20 protein-coding genes and 1 tRNA gene are annotated in these 14,985 nt (G+C 46.0%); 5 read left to right on the forward strand and 16 right to left on the reverse strand.

What is annotated here, in order from left to right:
• The first annotated feature begins 49 nt into the window (after positions 1 to 49).
• Positions 50 to 361 carry a YbaB/EbfC family nucleoid-associated protein gene (locus QZY95_RS07450; RefSeq protein WP_290921459.1) on the forward strand — a complete coding sequence of 104 codons (312 nt, stop codon included), beginning with the start codon at positions 50 to 52 and terminating at the stop codon, positions 359 to 361.
• Between the two features lie 13 nt (positions 362 to 374).
• Complete coding sequence (recR, locus tag QZY95_RS07455; RefSeq protein WP_290921463.1) at positions 375 to 980, forward strand: recombination mediator RecR; 606 nt, start codon at positions 375 to 377, stop codon at positions 978 to 980.
• A gap of 131 nt (positions 981 to 1,111) precedes the next feature.
• On the opposite strand, the gene fliQ is transcribed toward recR, so the two are convergent.
• The 15 genes from fliQ to QZY95_RS07530 form a co-directional block, all read right to left on the reverse strand.
• Positions 1,112 to 1,381, reverse strand: a complete 270-nt coding sequence (gene fliQ, locus QZY95_RS07460; protein WP_290921468.1) for a flagellar biosynthesis protein FliQ — start codon at positions 1,379 to 1,381, stop codon at positions 1,112 to 1,114.
• Positions 1,382 to 1,391: 10 nt separating this feature from the next.
• Positions 1,392 to 2,201, reverse strand: coding sequence for a flagellar type III secretion system pore protein FliP (fliP, locus tag QZY95_RS07465; RefSeq protein WP_290921473.1), 810 nt, complete (start codon positions 2,199 to 2,201; stop codon positions 1,392 to 1,394).
• On the reverse strand, positions 2,122 to 2,556 hold the full coding sequence (fliO, locus tag QZY95_RS07470) for a flagellar biosynthetic protein FliO (protein WP_290921478.1): 435 nt from the start codon (positions 2,554 to 2,556) through the stop codon (positions 2,122 to 2,124). The genes fliP and fliO overlap by 80 nt, the downstream gene beginning before the upstream one ends.
• The gene (fliN, locus tag QZY95_RS07475) at positions 2,549 to 3,076 is read right to left on the reverse strand and encodes a flagellar motor switch protein FliN (RefSeq protein WP_290921481.1); all 528 of its coding nucleotides are present in this window, start codon (positions 3,074 to 3,076) and stop codon (positions 2,549 to 2,551) included. The genes fliO and fliN overlap by 8 nt, the downstream gene beginning before the upstream one ends.
• Before the next feature lie 42 nt (positions 3,077 to 3,118).
• A complete protein-coding gene (locus QZY95_RS07480) occupies positions 3,119 to 3,598 on the reverse strand; it encodes a flagellar basal body-associated FliL family protein (protein ID WP_290921483.1) in 480 nt (159 codons plus the stop codon).
• A 35-nt stretch (positions 3,599 to 3,633) separates the two neighbouring features.
• Entirely contained in the window at positions 3,634 to 4,362 is a 729-nt protein-coding gene (locus tag QZY95_RS07485) for a flagellar motor protein MotB (RefSeq protein ID WP_290921486.1), read from the reverse strand.
• A 3-nt stretch (positions 4,363 to 4,365) separates the two neighbouring features.
• Complete coding sequence (locus QZY95_RS07490; protein WP_290921489.1) at positions 4,366 to 5,235, reverse strand: flagellar motor protein MotB; 870 nt, start codon at positions 5,233 to 5,235, stop codon at positions 4,366 to 4,368.
• Between the two features lie 32 nt (positions 5,236 to 5,267).
• Entirely contained in the window at positions 5,268 to 6,029 is a 762-nt protein-coding gene (locus QZY95_RS07495; RefSeq protein WP_290921492.1) for a MotA/TolQ/ExbB proton channel family protein, read from the reverse strand.
• Between the two features lie 21 nt (positions 6,030 to 6,050).
• Positions 6,051 to 6,785, reverse strand: coding sequence for a YggS family pyridoxal phosphate-dependent enzyme (locus QZY95_RS07500; RefSeq protein WP_290921494.1), 735 nt, complete (start codon positions 6,783 to 6,785; stop codon positions 6,051 to 6,053).
• A gap of 119 nt (positions 6,786 to 6,904) precedes the next feature.
• On the reverse strand, positions 6,905 to 7,822 hold the full coding sequence (era, locus tag QZY95_RS07505) for a GTPase Era (RefSeq protein WP_290921497.1): 918 nt from the start codon (positions 7,820 to 7,822) through the stop codon (positions 6,905 to 6,907).
• A gap of 602 nt (positions 7,823 to 8,424) precedes the next feature.
• Entirely contained in the window at positions 8,425 to 9,192 is a 768-nt protein-coding gene (locus QZY95_RS07510) for an aminotransferase class IV (RefSeq protein ID WP_290921500.1), read from the reverse strand.
• A complete protein-coding gene (locus QZY95_RS07515) occupies positions 9,189 to 10,556 on the reverse strand; it encodes a chorismate-binding protein (RefSeq protein WP_290921503.1) in 1,368 nt (455 codons plus the stop codon). The genes QZY95_RS07510 and QZY95_RS07515 overlap by 4 nt, the downstream gene beginning before the upstream one ends.
• Positions 10,528 to 11,079 (reverse strand): aminodeoxychorismate/anthranilate synthase component II, encoded by a 552-nt coding sequence (locus QZY95_RS07520; RefSeq protein ID WP_290921506.1) that lies wholly within the window; start codon positions 11,077 to 11,079, stop codon positions 10,528 to 10,530. The genes QZY95_RS07515 and QZY95_RS07520 overlap by 29 nt, the downstream gene beginning before the upstream one ends.
• Before the next feature lie 12 nt (positions 11,080 to 11,091).
• Positions 11,092 to 11,844, reverse strand: a complete 753-nt coding sequence (locus QZY95_RS07525; protein ID WP_290921508.1) for a polyphenol oxidase family protein — start codon at positions 11,842 to 11,844, stop codon at positions 11,092 to 11,094.
• On the reverse strand, positions 11,835 to 12,413 hold the full coding sequence (locus QZY95_RS07530; protein WP_290921511.1) for a 5-formyltetrahydrofolate cyclo-ligase: 579 nt from the start codon (positions 12,411 to 12,413) through the stop codon (positions 11,835 to 11,837). Before QZY95_RS07530 ends, QZY95_RS07525 begins: the two co-directional genes overlap by 10 nt.
• Positions 12,414 to 12,616: 203 nt before the next feature.
• Between QZY95_RS07530 and QZY95_RS07535 the strand changes: the two genes are divergently transcribed.
• The 3 genes from QZY95_RS07535 to infA all read left to right on the forward strand — a co-directional run bounded on the left by QZY95_RS07535 (position 12,617) and on the right by infA (position 13,868).
• Positions 12,617 to 13,279 (forward strand): metallophosphoesterase, encoded by a 663-nt coding sequence (locus QZY95_RS07535; protein WP_290921514.1) that lies wholly within the window; start codon positions 12,617 to 12,619, stop codon positions 13,277 to 13,279.
• A 214-nt stretch (positions 13,280 to 13,493) separates the two neighbouring features.
• Positions 13,494 to 13,570: transfer RNA gene (locus QZY95_RS07540), tRNA-Met, on the forward strand.
• A 79-nt stretch (positions 13,571 to 13,649) separates the two neighbouring features.
• Positions 13,650 to 13,868, forward strand: a complete 219-nt coding sequence (gene infA, locus QZY95_RS07545; protein WP_020001012.1) for a translation initiation factor IF-1 — start codon at positions 13,650 to 13,652, stop codon at positions 13,866 to 13,868.
• 114 nt (positions 13,869 to 13,982) lie between these two features.
• On the opposite strand, the gene QZY95_RS07550 is transcribed toward infA, so the two are convergent.
• Positions 13,983 to 14,985 (reverse strand): dipeptide ABC transporter ATP-binding protein (locus QZY95_RS07550; RefSeq protein WP_290921525.1); only part of this gene is annotated, 1,003 nt, incomplete at its 5' end.

Here is a 14,985-nt window from a genome sequence, read left to right on the forward strand (position 1 = left end):
AACGACAGTTCTGTTTAAGTAAAATAGAACATTCTCAAGGAGATTACCCATGCGTGGAATGAACGATATGCTTCGTCAGGCTCAGATGCTTCAGAAAAAAATGACTAAACTTCAGGATGAACTTGCAGAACGTGAAGTAACCGGCACTGCTGGTGGCGGCATGATTACTGTTGTGTGCACCGGTAAGCAGGAAATTCGTTCTATTGCTATCGATAAAAACGCAGTAGATCCTGAAGATGTAGAAATGCTGCAGGACCTCGTTCTTGCTGCAACTAACGATGCACTGCGTAAGTCTAAAGAAATGGCTGAAAACGAAATGGGCGCTCTTACTGGCGGCATGAACATTCCAGGTATGTTCTAAGTCAGGTTTACCAGTGCAACAGCTTCCTGAACCGCTTAAAGTTCTCGTTGGACAACTTTCCAAGTTGCCCGGGCTGGGTCCCAAGTCTGCACAGAGACTTGCGATGACCCTTCTTAAATGGCCTGAAAAACAAACCCGTGATCTTGGACAGAATATTCATGATCTTCGGGATAAATTGCATTTATGCGGGCGATGCGGTGCCTTGTCGGACACTGATCCGTGCACCATTTGTCTGAATGAAACCCGTGCTACCGACACATTGTGTCTGGTTCCGGAATGGGATGCGATGCTCGCACTTGAAGAGGGCGGTTTTTACAAAGGACAGTATTTTATCATCGGAGGACTTATCGCTCCGTTGGAAAATGTTACTCCTGAACAGCTGGAGCTGGATAAACTGAAAGCCCGTCTTCATGAAGGCATGATCACCGAAATTATCTTTGCGCTCGGCACTACCATTGAGGCAGAAAACACCGTCTCCTACATTAAGGAGCTTGTTAAACGGGAGTTTCCGCATGTTAATGTAAGTCGTCTTGCGCAGGGAATTCCTCTTGGGTCTGATGTGAAGTTTGTTGATAAGGCGACCTTACGGCAATCGTTAAACTACAGGCAGAAACTCTAATTGTTTTTGTAGCTGGTTATTGTCGTAAATCGTGTTCAAGCTTCTGATCAGGTCAGGAGATAGACGGTAGTAAAAAGGGTTGTTCCTAGAGATAGGAACAACCCTTTTTTTTCAACCTTTTGTTTTTTAACCTAGCGAATATACGTTGGAATATTCATGAAGACTTCACGGGTAAATGTAGTCATTTTTTCCATAATCCATGGAAAGGCAATGAGCAGTGATACGAAAATAGCGATAATTTTAGGAACAAATGTAAGGGTCTGTTCCTGTACCTGTGTGGCAGCCTGAATAATGGAAACAATTAAGCCGACAATAAGACCCACAAGAAGCATGGGAAGAGAAATCATAAGGGTCAGTTCGATGGCTTTACGTGCATAGCCGATAACAAATTCGGGGGTCATCTTTATATCCTCACAGTAGGAAGCTGTTAACGAGAGAGCCGGTAAGCAGGCTCCAACCGTCTACCAGAACGAAAAGAAGCAGTTTAAACGGCATGGAAACCATCATCGGCGGCAACATCATCATACCCATTGCGAGCAGGATACTGGAAACAACCATATCAATTATCAGGAATGGTACATAGATGAGGAAGCCGATAGTAAAGCCGGTTTTGAGTTCGCTGATGACATAGGCTGCTGCCAGCATCATGGTCGGAACTTCTTTTTTAGTCTTTGGACGTTCCATTTTGCTGATAGAGTAGAACAAAGACAGATCTTTTTCGCGTGTATGCTTAAACATAAATTCTCTGAGTGGCAGTTGTGCCTCGTCCAGAGCCTGTGTAAAGCCTATTTCTTCATTAAGGTAGGGTTGCAGTGCATTGTCGTTAATAGCGACGCCTACAGGACGCATGATGACAAATGTCATAAAAATAGCGAGGCTCGCTAAAACCTGTGATGGCGGTAACTGCTGTGTGCCTAATGCTTGTCGTAAAAAGGAAAAGACAATGATGATGCGGGTAAAGCTGGTAACTGTCAGCATAATGGCTGGTGCCAGTGACAGAATAGTGAGCAGGAACAGGATTTCAAGCAGAACGGAGACATTTTCCGGTTCAGATTGTCCTGCACCTAACGCCAGAGAGAGGGATGGTACTGCAAGGTCCCGCGCAGCGTAGGCTGCAGCGGGAACAAGCAGAAATAAAGCACTAAGAGTCAGAATCCGTGTTGTGGAGCTGCCCCATAATTTTTGTAAATTCTTTCGAGTCAGAGGAGTCGCTAGTTTCATCTTCCGCTTCCGTTTCAGATAAAAGGTTTATCTGGTGGTCTGTAACCCCCAGTAACAGCCTTTTATTCAAGAAGCGTACCACGACTAATTGCTTTTTAGGGGCAATATGGAATCTTTCTTCCACATCAAGGGTGGGTTTAGTCCCTTTTTTCCCTTTAAAGCCTTTATTCATGCCGATTTTCTTAACAAACCAGAGCATGCCGTACAGAGCACCTAAAAGAAGCAGTAGAATGCCTATAGCTTGTGCGTAACTCCCCCAGCCGACCACTTCAGGGACAGCGGGTGACGTTCCGTTGACGATATCAGCGGAGGAGTCGATAGCCGCGTGGGCTGCTGTCACTAAAATGTTATGCAAGTTGTTTCACCCTTTCGATAGGACTGATGATGTCTGTTAAGCGTACACCGAATTTTTCGTTGATAACAACAGCTTCACCACGAGCAACGAGTTTGCCGTTAACAAAGATTTCAAGCGGCTCGCCGGCGAGTTTGTTCAGCTCAACAACAGAACCCTGACCAAGCTGGAGCAGTTCGTTGATCAGCAGACGGGTTCGACCGAGTTCAGCAGAAACATCAAGCGGAATATCAAGAATGAAGTCGAGTTCATGTTTGCCGGATTCTGGACGGATAGCTTTAGCATCTTCTGTCAAATCCTTGAACTCTGCTTCGTGTGCTTTGCTGGAAAGTAAGCTCTGTTCTTTCTCTTTCTGCACAGCTTCCTGCTCTTCTGAAGCAAGAGCCGCAGCCCATTCTTCAGCAAGCGCTTCGTTCTGGCTCATGTTTTGTGATTCGCCACCGCCAAGTGGTGCATCGTCCTGTTCCTCAAGAGCCGCAGCCCACTGTTCAGCCAGTAAATCCTGGTTCACATCTTCAGACATAGTAACCTTCCTTATCTGAAAGGGAGTAATTGCTAGTTTAACTTACTGGATAACCAGTTCTGTAAAATACACACGTACAACTTTAGAGCTGCCAATAATCTGGTTTAAGCGGGTAACCAGCTCATTTTTGAGCAGAAGCTTGCTTTCAAGTGAAGCAAGGTCTGAGTATGACTTGCTGGAAAGAAGCAGGATAACTGCATCACGCACTTTCGCGTTTGCACTTTCCAGAACTTTGGCAGCTTCAGGGCTGGCAACCTCAACATCAAGAGTCAGTTTGATGTAGCGGCGACCAAGAGGGTCAGAGAGGTTAACAAGGAAACTTGGCAGGGTGACTACTTGAGAGTCTGAAGGATCAACCTCTTCAAGTTGAACATCCTGAGGTTCTGCCGTTTCGGTGGAGTTCTGGAAATAGGTCGTGTACGCAAAGTACCCGCCGCCTCCAAGAATCAGAAGGACCAAAAGCATGATGATCCATTTCATCTTTCCGCTTTTTTTCTTCGTTTCTTTTCCTTCTTCAATCACGATACAGCTCCTTTGCAGTTTCTTGCAGCAATCTCTTATACATAGCGTCCAAGACGCTGGGTTGTTTTAATCAGAATTTCAACTCGTCTATTCTGAGCCCGTCCGTACTCTGTAGCATTTGACTCAATAGGCTTATCGGCTCCGTATCCACTGATGGAAAAGCGTTCCGGTTTAAGTCCCTGGGACAAAAAGTACTCAAGTACAGACATTGCCCGTTTTCCGGAAAGTGGATAGTTGGCAGCAGTATTGCGCCCGGTATTATCCGCATGACCGGAAATATTTGTATCTGCAGATGTGTATTGCAGCATCAGCACAATTTGAGAGAGCAATTGTTTGGCAGAAGGAGTCAGCGTATAGCTGCCCGGTTTAAACACAAGGTCATTTGTGAGGGCAATTGCCAGTCCTTCCGGCTTTTGCAGGATTCGAAGGTTACGATCCAGCGTGCTCATATCAATATCCGGAGGAAGAACATCTTCCGGAAAAAGCAAATCTTTAATTCTGTCCCGCTGTTCAAATGCCGTTTTCGGGTCAGAAACAAGGTCGACAATCAGTTTGATGCGTTGAGGCACACGCCCTGACCCGTGGTAGTTGATAACACCGAGTCCCCGATCAAACGGGTTGATTTCCACCAGCAGCGTTTTGTCCATTGAAGACATGCTGAGAATAAGTACAAAGAATGTGAGCAGTAATGTCACGAGGTCGGAAAAGGTCACCAGCCACGCGGGGATTCCTTCCGGTTCTTCCTGCTTTTTTTTACGTGCCATTCTTTATACTCCATCCTGCGATGAATCAGATGATCTGGAAAGAGTGTTTGCTCCGTCGTTAACGCTTAAGTCGAATTTAAAATCTTTGTATTCAAATTCTTGTTTCTTTTGCGGAGTTGTTCGGGTCATTTCTTCCAGTTTCTTGATCCACTGCATATTGCGTTTATCAAGCACAATATCTACGCGTCTGTTTTTCTTTCTGCCTTTAGGTGTATTGTCATCCCAACGTGGATGGTAGTTCGCAAAAGCTTCCACCATAATATGTTCAGTGGGGATGCCTCGACCTTTAAGGTAGCTGTAGACACTCATGACGCGCATGAACGAGAGATTCCAAGTCGGGGAAAGCTCTTCATCACGCGTAAACGAAACTTCGTAATCTTTACCTTCTTCATCACGGAGTGCTGAAGTATGTCCTGCAAGAAGCAATGGATGCTTGATGCGCAGTATCCAAGGAAGGATACGGTTAAGCAGTACAATGCCTCTGCTGCTGAGTTGAGTTGTACCCGGTTGGAAGAGAACATCTTCACTGATGGAAAAGATTTGGACGTACTGGTTTTCCTGAAAGTTCAAATCTTCTTTGTCATCTTCCCACAGAAGGTCTTTCAGCGGGGAAAGATCCTGTGTTTTTAATTCCATCGGGCCCGGGTCAATAATGCGTTGCGATTTCTTTTGTGTGGCAGGGTTAAAGCTGCCGCGACCTTCGCCGAACGCACCGGTTACTGATGTGAGTACAACCAGTTTTCGTCGCTCATCAGTTACCGCCATACTTACCAGCAGTACAAAGAACGTGAGCATGAGAGTCATCATATCTGAGAATGTGATGAGCCATGATGCGCCGCCGCCTTCTTCCTGTTTCTTTTTACGCTTAGCCATTACGTACTCCCGTTACCTGAGGAATGGGAGTGTTACGCCGCTTCAGCGCGGTCGCTGATGGCTTGGAAGCAAGAGAGTTTTTCCTGAATAATACGCGGGTTTTCACCGCGGGAAATTGCAAGTACACCCTCGAGTTGCATCTCTTTAATACGAATTTCAGAGTTACTGCGGGACTTGAGTTTACCTGCCATCGGAATAAACACGAGGTTGGCAAGACAAGCACCGTAGAAGGTGGTGATAAGCGCAACAGCCATGGCGGGACCAATAGAGCTAGGGTCGTTCATGGTCTGCAGCATCTGGACGAGGCCGATAACGGTACCGATCATACCCAGTGCCGGTGCGTATTCACCGAATGATTTAAGAATATCCTGCCCGTCACTGTGACGGGCTTCGGTATTGGCAATTTCTGATTCAAGAATTTCCTGAATAGCTTGCGGCTCAAGACCGTCGACAGTCAGCTGAAGTCCTTTTTTAAGGTAAGGATCATCAATGCCGCTGATGATTGGCTCAAGAGAAAGGATACCTTCTCGGCGAGCACGGTCGGCGTAGTCTTTGAACTGATCAATTGTTTCCTGTTGGGAAAGCTCTTGAGCAAAGAGTGTTTTTTTAAAAACGCTCATTACGGAGATAACGCGCTTGAGCGGGTAGTTTACAAGCGTTGCACCAATGGTTCCGCCAAGAACGATTAGTAATGACGGTACGGAAACAAAGATAAGAAGACTGCCACCCATCATGATAGCAGAGAGAACCAGACCGAAGGAAATTACTATCCCGAGAACCGTTGCCAAATCCATAGAATGCTCTTTTTTCGCGTTTTAGTAAGGACGCGGGCCGAAAATTTCTGTTCCTATACGTACAAAGGTAGCGCCTTCTTCAATGGCCTGCACGTAGTCCTGTGTCATACCCATAGACAGGTGTTCCATAGGAACGCCAATGCGGGTTTCAAGCTCGTCGCGCAGTTTACGCAAGTTGTTGAAGAAAGGACGGGCCTCTTCTCCGATACAAGATGCTGGTGGCATACCCATCAGACCGCGAATACGCAGTTGTGGAAATGCTGCAACCTTTTCCGCAAGTTCAAATAATCCGTCTTTATCAACTCCGGACTTCTGACATTCATCACCAATGTTAACCTGAAGCAGAATTTCTTGAACTTTTCGTTCTCCGTCTACACCGGAAACGGGAAGCATCTCCATCCGTTTTTGCAGTTTCTGTGCCAAGCTGAGTCGGTCAATGGAATGAATCAGAGCAAATTTCCCTGCAACATCCTTAGCTTTTTTGGACTGCAAATGGCCGATAAAGTGCCAGTTGATGGTGAGTTCCGCCAGTTCTTCCTGCTTTGCAATAGCTTCCTGAACGTAGTTCTCACCAAACTCTAACTGTCCGTGTTTGTTAAGAATTGATATTGCTTCAGCAGGGTGGCGCTTTGATACAGCAATAAGATTAACATCTTTCGGGTCGCGTCCGGCTTTACGGGCGGCGTCCGCTACTTTTTCAACGACAGCATCGTAACGGGCAATAATTGCAGCGCCGTCAACATGACATTCATTCATAGTTCTCTATCCATTTTTCCGGCGGTGATTACCCCTCACCGGAGACAAGTATGTACGGGGTTTTGACACCCTAATAAAAAAGGCGGCAAAAGCCGCCTGTGATCGCTGAGTTATAGCAGCTAGGAAGAAGAGAGACCCAACAGGCGCATAAAGCCCATGTCCTCTGTCCAGCCTTCTCGTACCTTCACCCAAAGCTCGAGGTGAACTTTCTGGCGAAGCATTTCCTGAAGCTCTTTACGTGCTTCAGTGCCAACCTTTTTGAGGTTTTGTCCCTGCTTACCGATAACCATTGATTTATGGCTCTTACGGGATACGTAAATAACGGCGTTTACGAATACTCGTTCGCCGGTATCGTCCCATTTTTCAATCTCAACCGCGCAGTTGTATGGAAGTTCCTGACGCAGTTCCATGAAGAGCTTTTCGCGCACAACTTCTGACGCCATAAAGCGAACAGGTACGGTGGAAAGCTGATCTTCAGGGTAGAGTTTTTCGGAAACAGGAAGGTGCTTTTTGATGTATTCGAGCATCGGCTCAAGACCGTCTCTGCGCATTGCAGATACCGGGAATACTTCAGCGTTAGGCCAAAGGGTATTCAGCTTTTCGAGAAGCGGAAGCATCTTGGCTTTGTCGCGGAACTTGTCCACTTTGTTGACAGCAACTACCACAGCACGTTTTTCATTAAGAATTGCTTCTCTTAATGGCTCGATATCTTTATCGAATGCACCAGGACGGTCAACGTACAGGGAACCATCCAGAACCACCATAACTACATCTGCACCACTCAATGTGTGCCATGCGGTTTGCAGCAAAATTTTGTTCATTTTACCGCGAAGCTGGTGAATACCAGGAGTATCCATGAAGATAACCTGGGAATCTGGGCTGGACAGGATACCGCTGACCTGATTTCGGGTAGTTTGTGGCTTAGGGGTAACGATCGCTACTTTCTGCCCTAAGTATGCGTTAAGCATAGTAGATTTACCCGCATTAGGAGGTCCCATCATGGCGACCCAACCGCAGCGGTGTTCTGTGTTACTCATATTATATATTTCTCCATCAATTTTCTGACAATTTAGTTTGCTTAGATGTGTAATAGGACTTCGTATAAAGTCAAGAAGTCAAATTTCAATATACGCCTCTAATGGCAAGACAGCAAATGGAAGATTTTGAGTAAGTAGGCATAGGGCGGGGGGAATAAAGAAGCCAAACAAGGATGCAGAATCTAGCTAGAATTTCTGCATCCTTGCGTGAGGAGACTCTCAGCCATTGCTGGCAGGAGCGTCTGGACAAAGTGACATGTTGCCAAAATGTCTGTTGCTCACAACAAGTGGCGAAGCCACAAGCGGAAGACGTTGTGTGCAATGCCCTTGACTGTAACGTGAATTTTATAGAGCGGCAATTGGTATAACGGTTTCATATATAACAAAGAGTATCTTTTTTTTGCGATATGTGAGTAAGTACTTATAGATAGGTGGTAAGAAAAAACTTCTGTTTTTTTTAACATGACGTTTGAAGGTCTTATTTTTAGGGGAGTTTTTCCACTTTAACCTGAAGCTTGTGGTGCTGTGAATTTCTCAGGAATAAAAAAAGGGTATTCTGGTTAACCAGAATACCCTTTGCACATTTAATTTTAGAAGAGGCGTTAGCGTCCCCAAATTTTATCCGTTACGGCCTTGCAGCTGCGTTCATCAGGCATAAACATTGTCCCGTTGATAGCAGTAACCGGCCTCATTCCGACGAGTGAGTTTAATACATATGCATACCGGAAGTTACCGACAGAGTATGACCGCACGGAGCAGTCGTAGATAGGAAGAATAGATCGGGCTGTTTCCAGTGCAATGGACGGTAAACGCATCTTTCCTCCCGGAAGGCAGAAACCTTCGCCGTCACCGAAAAGGAGGGCAGCAGTCGTTGTTTCCGTAATAAGGTTGTCCCGTGAGAGGAGAACCGCATCATCATATCCTTTTTGAATCGCAGACCGGCGTTGAAGCCAGTTGTACATGTAGTTCATGGTCTTATGTCCCAGCAAGGGGTGCTGCACACTGTCTGTAACGGTGCAAAGCCTGAAACACTTTTGAGGGTCATAAGTATACGGGGCTGCTGTTATTACGGGATCAACCGCTTCGTTCTCATCGATAAGAGCAAAGATATTTACTCTGGAAACAGCGTCAGTCAGTCCGTTTTTAGCAAGTACTTCCATTGCAATTTCAGCATAGTCCAGCTGTGGAACAACAAATCCTAATTTCTCAAGCGAGGTTTCCATTCTGCTGAGATGTTGATTGAAAAAGCATAGCGAACTGCCGTTGAACAGGATTGTCTCAAAAATTCCAGCACCGAAACGAAAAGACGGAGCAGCAATATTTTGCGTAACTCCGTCATCATGAAATTTTCCAGCTCTGTAGTAGGTCATGTAGATAGTACCTTTCGAAACTTTTCTGCTTTTGCAATTGTTTCTTCGAATTCTCGCTCCGGCACTGAATCAATCACCAGCCCGCTCCCTGCAAAATACCGGAACTTTTGTATTCCACTATGGTCATGTGTAAACCATCCGGTACGAATTGCAATACTTGAGTTCATTGTGGTTGGATTTTTGATGTGCAGAAAGCTTCCACAGTACAGGTCGCGGCTGTGGGGTTCCAGCTTTTCAATGATCTGCATTGTGCGGAGTTTCGGGCACCCAGTGATGGAGCCGCCGGGAAAGGCATCAAAAAGAAGATCAAGGCACGTTGATTCTGTTTTCAGGGTGCCGCGCACAACGGAATACATTTGCAGCATATTATCAACGGTGAAAATGTCTTTGTGCCGGTCAACAGTTACAGAACCGTATTCGCAGTGTGTGGAAATGTCGTTCCGGATAAGATCTACAATCATTGAGAGCTCAGCGCTCTCTTTAGGAGATTCCCGAAGTTCTGTTACGAGATTTTCTGAGAACTCATCAAAGGCGGTGGTGCCCTTTATCGGTTCGGATGTAATTAATCCGTTCTCCACACGAAGGAAGCATTCTGGCGAGGTGGAGATAATTTTTGCATCATCTGAGGAGAACCATGTGTAGTATGCTGCCGGATAATTTTGCCACAGGTGCATGAACAGACCGATGGCATCGCACTGTTTTTTCTTGTCTGAACTGCAAGTTATTTCAGTGCTGAATGTTTCCGGAACTGTCATGGAAAAAGCAGAAGAAAGACAAAGCTGGTACGTGTCGCCGTTACGAATATGTTCCAGAACAGATTCTATGCCTTTGATGTATTCATCACGTGACATGGAGGGATCTGGTTCGGAGAAGGCTGTGCCAGCCGGAAGCAATTCTTCACAGTGTGGCGGAGTAGTGCACAGGTCTTTGAGACGTTGCAGCCGCCAATGATCTGCTGTTTCTATAGCAGAGCATTCCAGAAAGCCTGTTGTAAGGTTGACTGTTACAAGAATTGCGTATTGTTTAAGATGGCCGAGCGGCAAATCATTTTTTTTGTCTGACTGAATACCGCGTTCTTTTAAGCCGAATGTGTAGGAAAGATACCCGAGAGTTTCGTTGCCGGAGTCGAAACAGAAAGATTTAATTTCCTCTCTGGTTGTGTCCGGCTGAACGATCAGCTCTGAAACAGGGTCTATTCCAATGATGCATGTGTTCGCCGAACGGCGGAGTGGTGCATCTTCTTCAGTGACGCCGGATAGAAACATGTCCGCGTCGAAGCGTGTCGCAAATCCATTAAAGAGGGCAGCAAGCTTTTGCCGCTGCACCTTGCCTGCCTCAAGAAAGACCGAAAAAGCGCGTTGCATGGTGAATGTACCACTCACCCTGTTCCGTTAAAAACGATTCAGGATGGAACTGAAGCCCCATAATGGGACGGTTTTCGTGTTCAACAATCATAGGAACCGATGTTCCTGACAACGTGGACGTTACTCTCAATCCTTCTCCAATGGAAGAAAGATATAGCGAATGATAGCGGGCAACCGTTTTCAGCTGTCCGTTAAGTTCAATTTTGTCGGTTTTTCCGTGTACGCAATCTGGAAGCCGGTCAGTTGTGCCGCCATAGTAATTATTGATTATTTGCATTCCCATGCAAATACCAAGAACGGGTTTCCGGCTTTCAAAAACACAGTTATATGCATTGTATTCGACAGGATGGCCTGGCCCGGGAGAAATAACAATTAGATCATATTGTTCTAATGAGCATGTTGATAATGCTTTTCCATTTTCTCCGTATGAAATTATTTCCGGTACGTATGAGGTTGCCGTAACCAGAAGATGTTCAAGGTTGCGGGTGAAGCTGTCGTTGTTGTCAATTAATACAATGCGCACGGTTTGTTCCTGTTAAAAGCCCTGTTCGATCCAGATAATGGCAGCCTGTCTGCCTGTCAGTTTATCTCGACGATAGGAGTAAAATTCGTCTTCAAGTGTTTTTGTGCAAAGATCAAGACCGAAAATTTGATTTTCCGGAATTCCTGCAAGGCGCAGTTGATGTTTTGTGAGTTGCCACAGATCCATAGTCTTACTTTCCGGTGTGAACCATTTTTTCCATTCAGCACCCCATTCTTCATCAAAATTAATGAACTGAGCTTCTGACGGGCCTAAGCTTGGCCCGCGAACTGCCATAACGTCTGAAGGCTGTATGCTGTACTGTTCACAAAAGGCGAGCACTGCTGAAACAGGAAAGGCTATGCGGTTACCACGCCATCCGGCATGGAGTGCCGCGATATATTGACCACTTTTGTGGGCAAGAAGAATAGGCTGGCAGTCTGCGGTTTTGATAACAAGTGCCTTGCCTGCTTTGTCTGTCGCGCTGCCGTCTGCCTCATTTATTGCCGGTTCACCAGCCGGAGTTTCGGATGGGTCGAAGAGGAGAGTATCTCCATGGACTTGCTTTAATTCGCACCATGAGTTGAGTTCGAGCTGCTTTTGTAGTTGGAGCCTGTTGTACACCACGTGCTTGGGGTTATCCCCAACATCCAGTGAGATGTTGCTGGCCATAAAGGCTCCGGTACTTTCTCCTCCGAGGCGGTTTTGAAAAAAGCAGCGGACGTCGGGGATTCCGGGGAACGCAAATTCAATACCGTTTATAGCCATAGTAACGTCTCCTCAGTGCAAAGTGCATGCATTGACTGATCCCAGGGATCAGAGTCCAGTGTCGGGACTATCTGAAAAGAATAAGCCAATCCCACAAAGGTTGCATGATTAAAAGCGGGGCGTTGTAACATTCTGTCGTAGTATCCGCCGCCGAACCCCAGTCGATTTCCTTTGGTGTCAAATCCGACTCCGGGAACGATTACCAATGAAGGGGAAAATTCCTTAGAATTATAGTCGATAACAGCGCACCGGCTGCACGGTTCGAGAATTCCGTATGAGCCTTCTTCCAGTTCATGTGTTCCAGCGCAGTGAACTAGAGACATTTGTCCCTGCTCTTCATCGCATCGTGGAAGGAGAAGTGTTTTTCCTGAACTCCATATATCGTCAAAGAGGAGATCTGTTTGAACTTCATTACGTATGGGAGAGTAGAGAATAATCTGGTCTGCCTGTTTCCATGCGGGGGCTTTTAGCAAATTTTGTTGAGCGCGGGTTGAAGCTTCCTGAACAAAATCTATGGAAAGATTTTTTCGCTGATTGAGAAGTTTTTTGCGTAATTCAACTTTTGTCACCGTTGCCTCCTGAAGAAACATAAAAAACAGGGTAAAAATATGAAGTTCTCTTCAACCTTGCCTAGCACTTGTAAGGCACTTGTTCAACGGAATACCGCGAGTGTTGGAATAAAAAAGTTACCAACGGTTGCAAATCATCTTTTTTACGTCAACTATGCTTTCTGTAACTGATCAATTTAACTACTATCTGTTCGGAGTCATATATGAGTGATTTTTGGATCTGTATTGGTGACATTCATGATGAAATTGCCAGAATTAAAGATATTCCAGAGCTTGCGCAGGCACGTGGGGTGATTATTAGTGGTGACTTGACGATGGCGAAGGGCGCCGCTGCTGCGCGTCGTGTTCTTGACGCCATCGAAGCTATTAACCCTGTTGTCTTCGCACAGATAGGCAATATGGATAAGCCGGAAGTAACAGATTTTTTACAGGAGAAAGGATGTAATATTCACCGCTCCGTTGCGGCATTGACTCCTGAAGTTGCTGTAATGGGAGTTGGGACATCTGGTATTACTCCGTTTAATACACCGTCAGAAACTCCGGATGAAACGTTGGGCGAATGGCTTGATGAAACCTATACCCAAGCGTCACAGTATGATGCTGCGGTTGTAGTAGTTCATGATCCACCTTTTGATACAAAATGTGATGACCTTGGCAATGGTGTTCATGTAGGGAGCAAGGCGGTACGTGCCTTTATCGAAAGAGTTCAGCCTCCGGTTGTTTTGTGTGGCCACATTCATGAAGCTCGTTCAGTGGATACCATCGGTAACACAACGGTTGTGAATACAGGTATGCTTTCCGAGGGTGGATATGCAAAACTGACAGTTTCCGGAAAAGACGTTCGTATTGAGTTATGCTCTATGTAACCTGTGTAATAAAAAGTCTCTTTTCTTTTAGTTTGAATGTTTAATTAAAAATATATAAATTCAAACTGTTAGAATGAATGTCTTTGCGATGTGTGTTAGCGTGAGTATTTTTTATAAAAAAAGATGTTGACAGTAGGGGGCGTGACGTATAGTTATGTCCACCTCGAGAGGGAATTGCTTTGAGAGCAAGAACCGCATCGTAAACAAGCTATGACGCGGGGTGGAGCAGCTCGGTAGCTCGTCGGGCTCATAACCCGAAGGCCGTAGGTTCAAATCCTGCCCCCGCTACCAATATTTAACCCCCCTGCTATGCAGGGGGGTTATTGTTTTATGTGCTCCCGGCGTTAATTCAGGAGAAAGGAGATCGCAGATGGCAAAAGAAGAAGCCATTCAAGTTAACGGTGAAGTTATGGAAGCGTTGCCGAACGCAATGTTTCTCGTTCGCCTCGAAAATGGTCACGAATGTCTCGCACACATCTCCGGTAAAATGCGCAAGTTCCGTATTCGCGTTCTGCCAGGAGATACAGTTACAGTAGAACTTTCACCTTATGACCTCACTCGCGGTCGTATTACCTTCCGTCCTCGTTAGGTTCGACATATAAGGCGTTCGTTTTTTTAAGCGTAACGAATAAAGCCCGCTCTAAGTATTTAGAGCGGGCTTTGTTATTTGGAGAAGAAAAAGAGGAGCAGAGCTCCTCTTTTTTTATGAAGGCATAGTTGTAGCGCGACCTTCCTGAACAGCATGACAGGCACAGACTGTGCCGTTATCAAGAGTTAGCGGGTGCGGAACTTCATTCACACATCGCTGGTTAGCAAGGCGACAGCGACCATGGAAAACACAACCTGTAGGCAGGTTGATCGGGGTCGGTACGTCACCGCTAAGTTTGATATGTGAGAAGCCTTTTTTGCCCATGCGAGGAATCGCGGACAAAAGAGCTTTTGTATAAGGGTGTTGAGGATTAGCAAACAGTTCTTTCGCGTCTGCAAGCTCACACAGTGAACCAAGGTACATAACAGCCACTCGGTTGGAAATGTGCTCAACAACAGAAAGGTCATGACTGATGAACAGGTACGTCAGGTTATGATCGCGCTGTAAGTCCATCATCAGGTTCAGAACCTGAGCCTGAATGGATACGTCCAGAGCAGAGATCGGTTCATCAGCTACGATGAATTCTGGCTTAAGAACCAGAGCGCGCGCAATAGAGATACGCTGACGCTGACCGCCTGAGAATTCGTGCGGGTAGCGTTCGCCCCATACCGGGTTAATCCCTACCTGTTTCATAACATCTGCAACGCGTTCTTTTACTTCCGCATCACTGAATTCAGGGAAGTGAAAGCGTACCGGCTCTTCAAGGATCTGCTGAACCTTCATACGCGGGTTCAAAGATGCGTATGGGTCCTGAAAGATCATCTGTGCTGCTGTGCGGAATTTCTTACGCTCAGCACCGGATTTATTGTCAACGCGTTCGCCACGGTAAAAAACCTGACCGCCGGTAGGCTCGTAAAGGCCGATAACAGTACGGGCAAGAGTAGATTTACCACAGCCGGACTCACCAACAACAGAAAGAGTTTCACCTTTCTGAATTTCAAAGCTTACGTCGTTTACTGCGTGAACAACGGTTCTTTTACGAGTGAGTTTGCCGTCTTCGAATCCCAGCTGATCAAGTAATCCGCCGGAAATATCAAAGTGTTTTACAAGATTTTTG

Source organism: Halodesulfovibrio sp. (assembly GCF_015482765.1).
Classification (GTDB): domain Bacteria; phylum Desulfobacterota; class Desulfovibrionia; order Desulfovibrionales; family Desulfovibrionaceae; genus Halodesulfovibrio.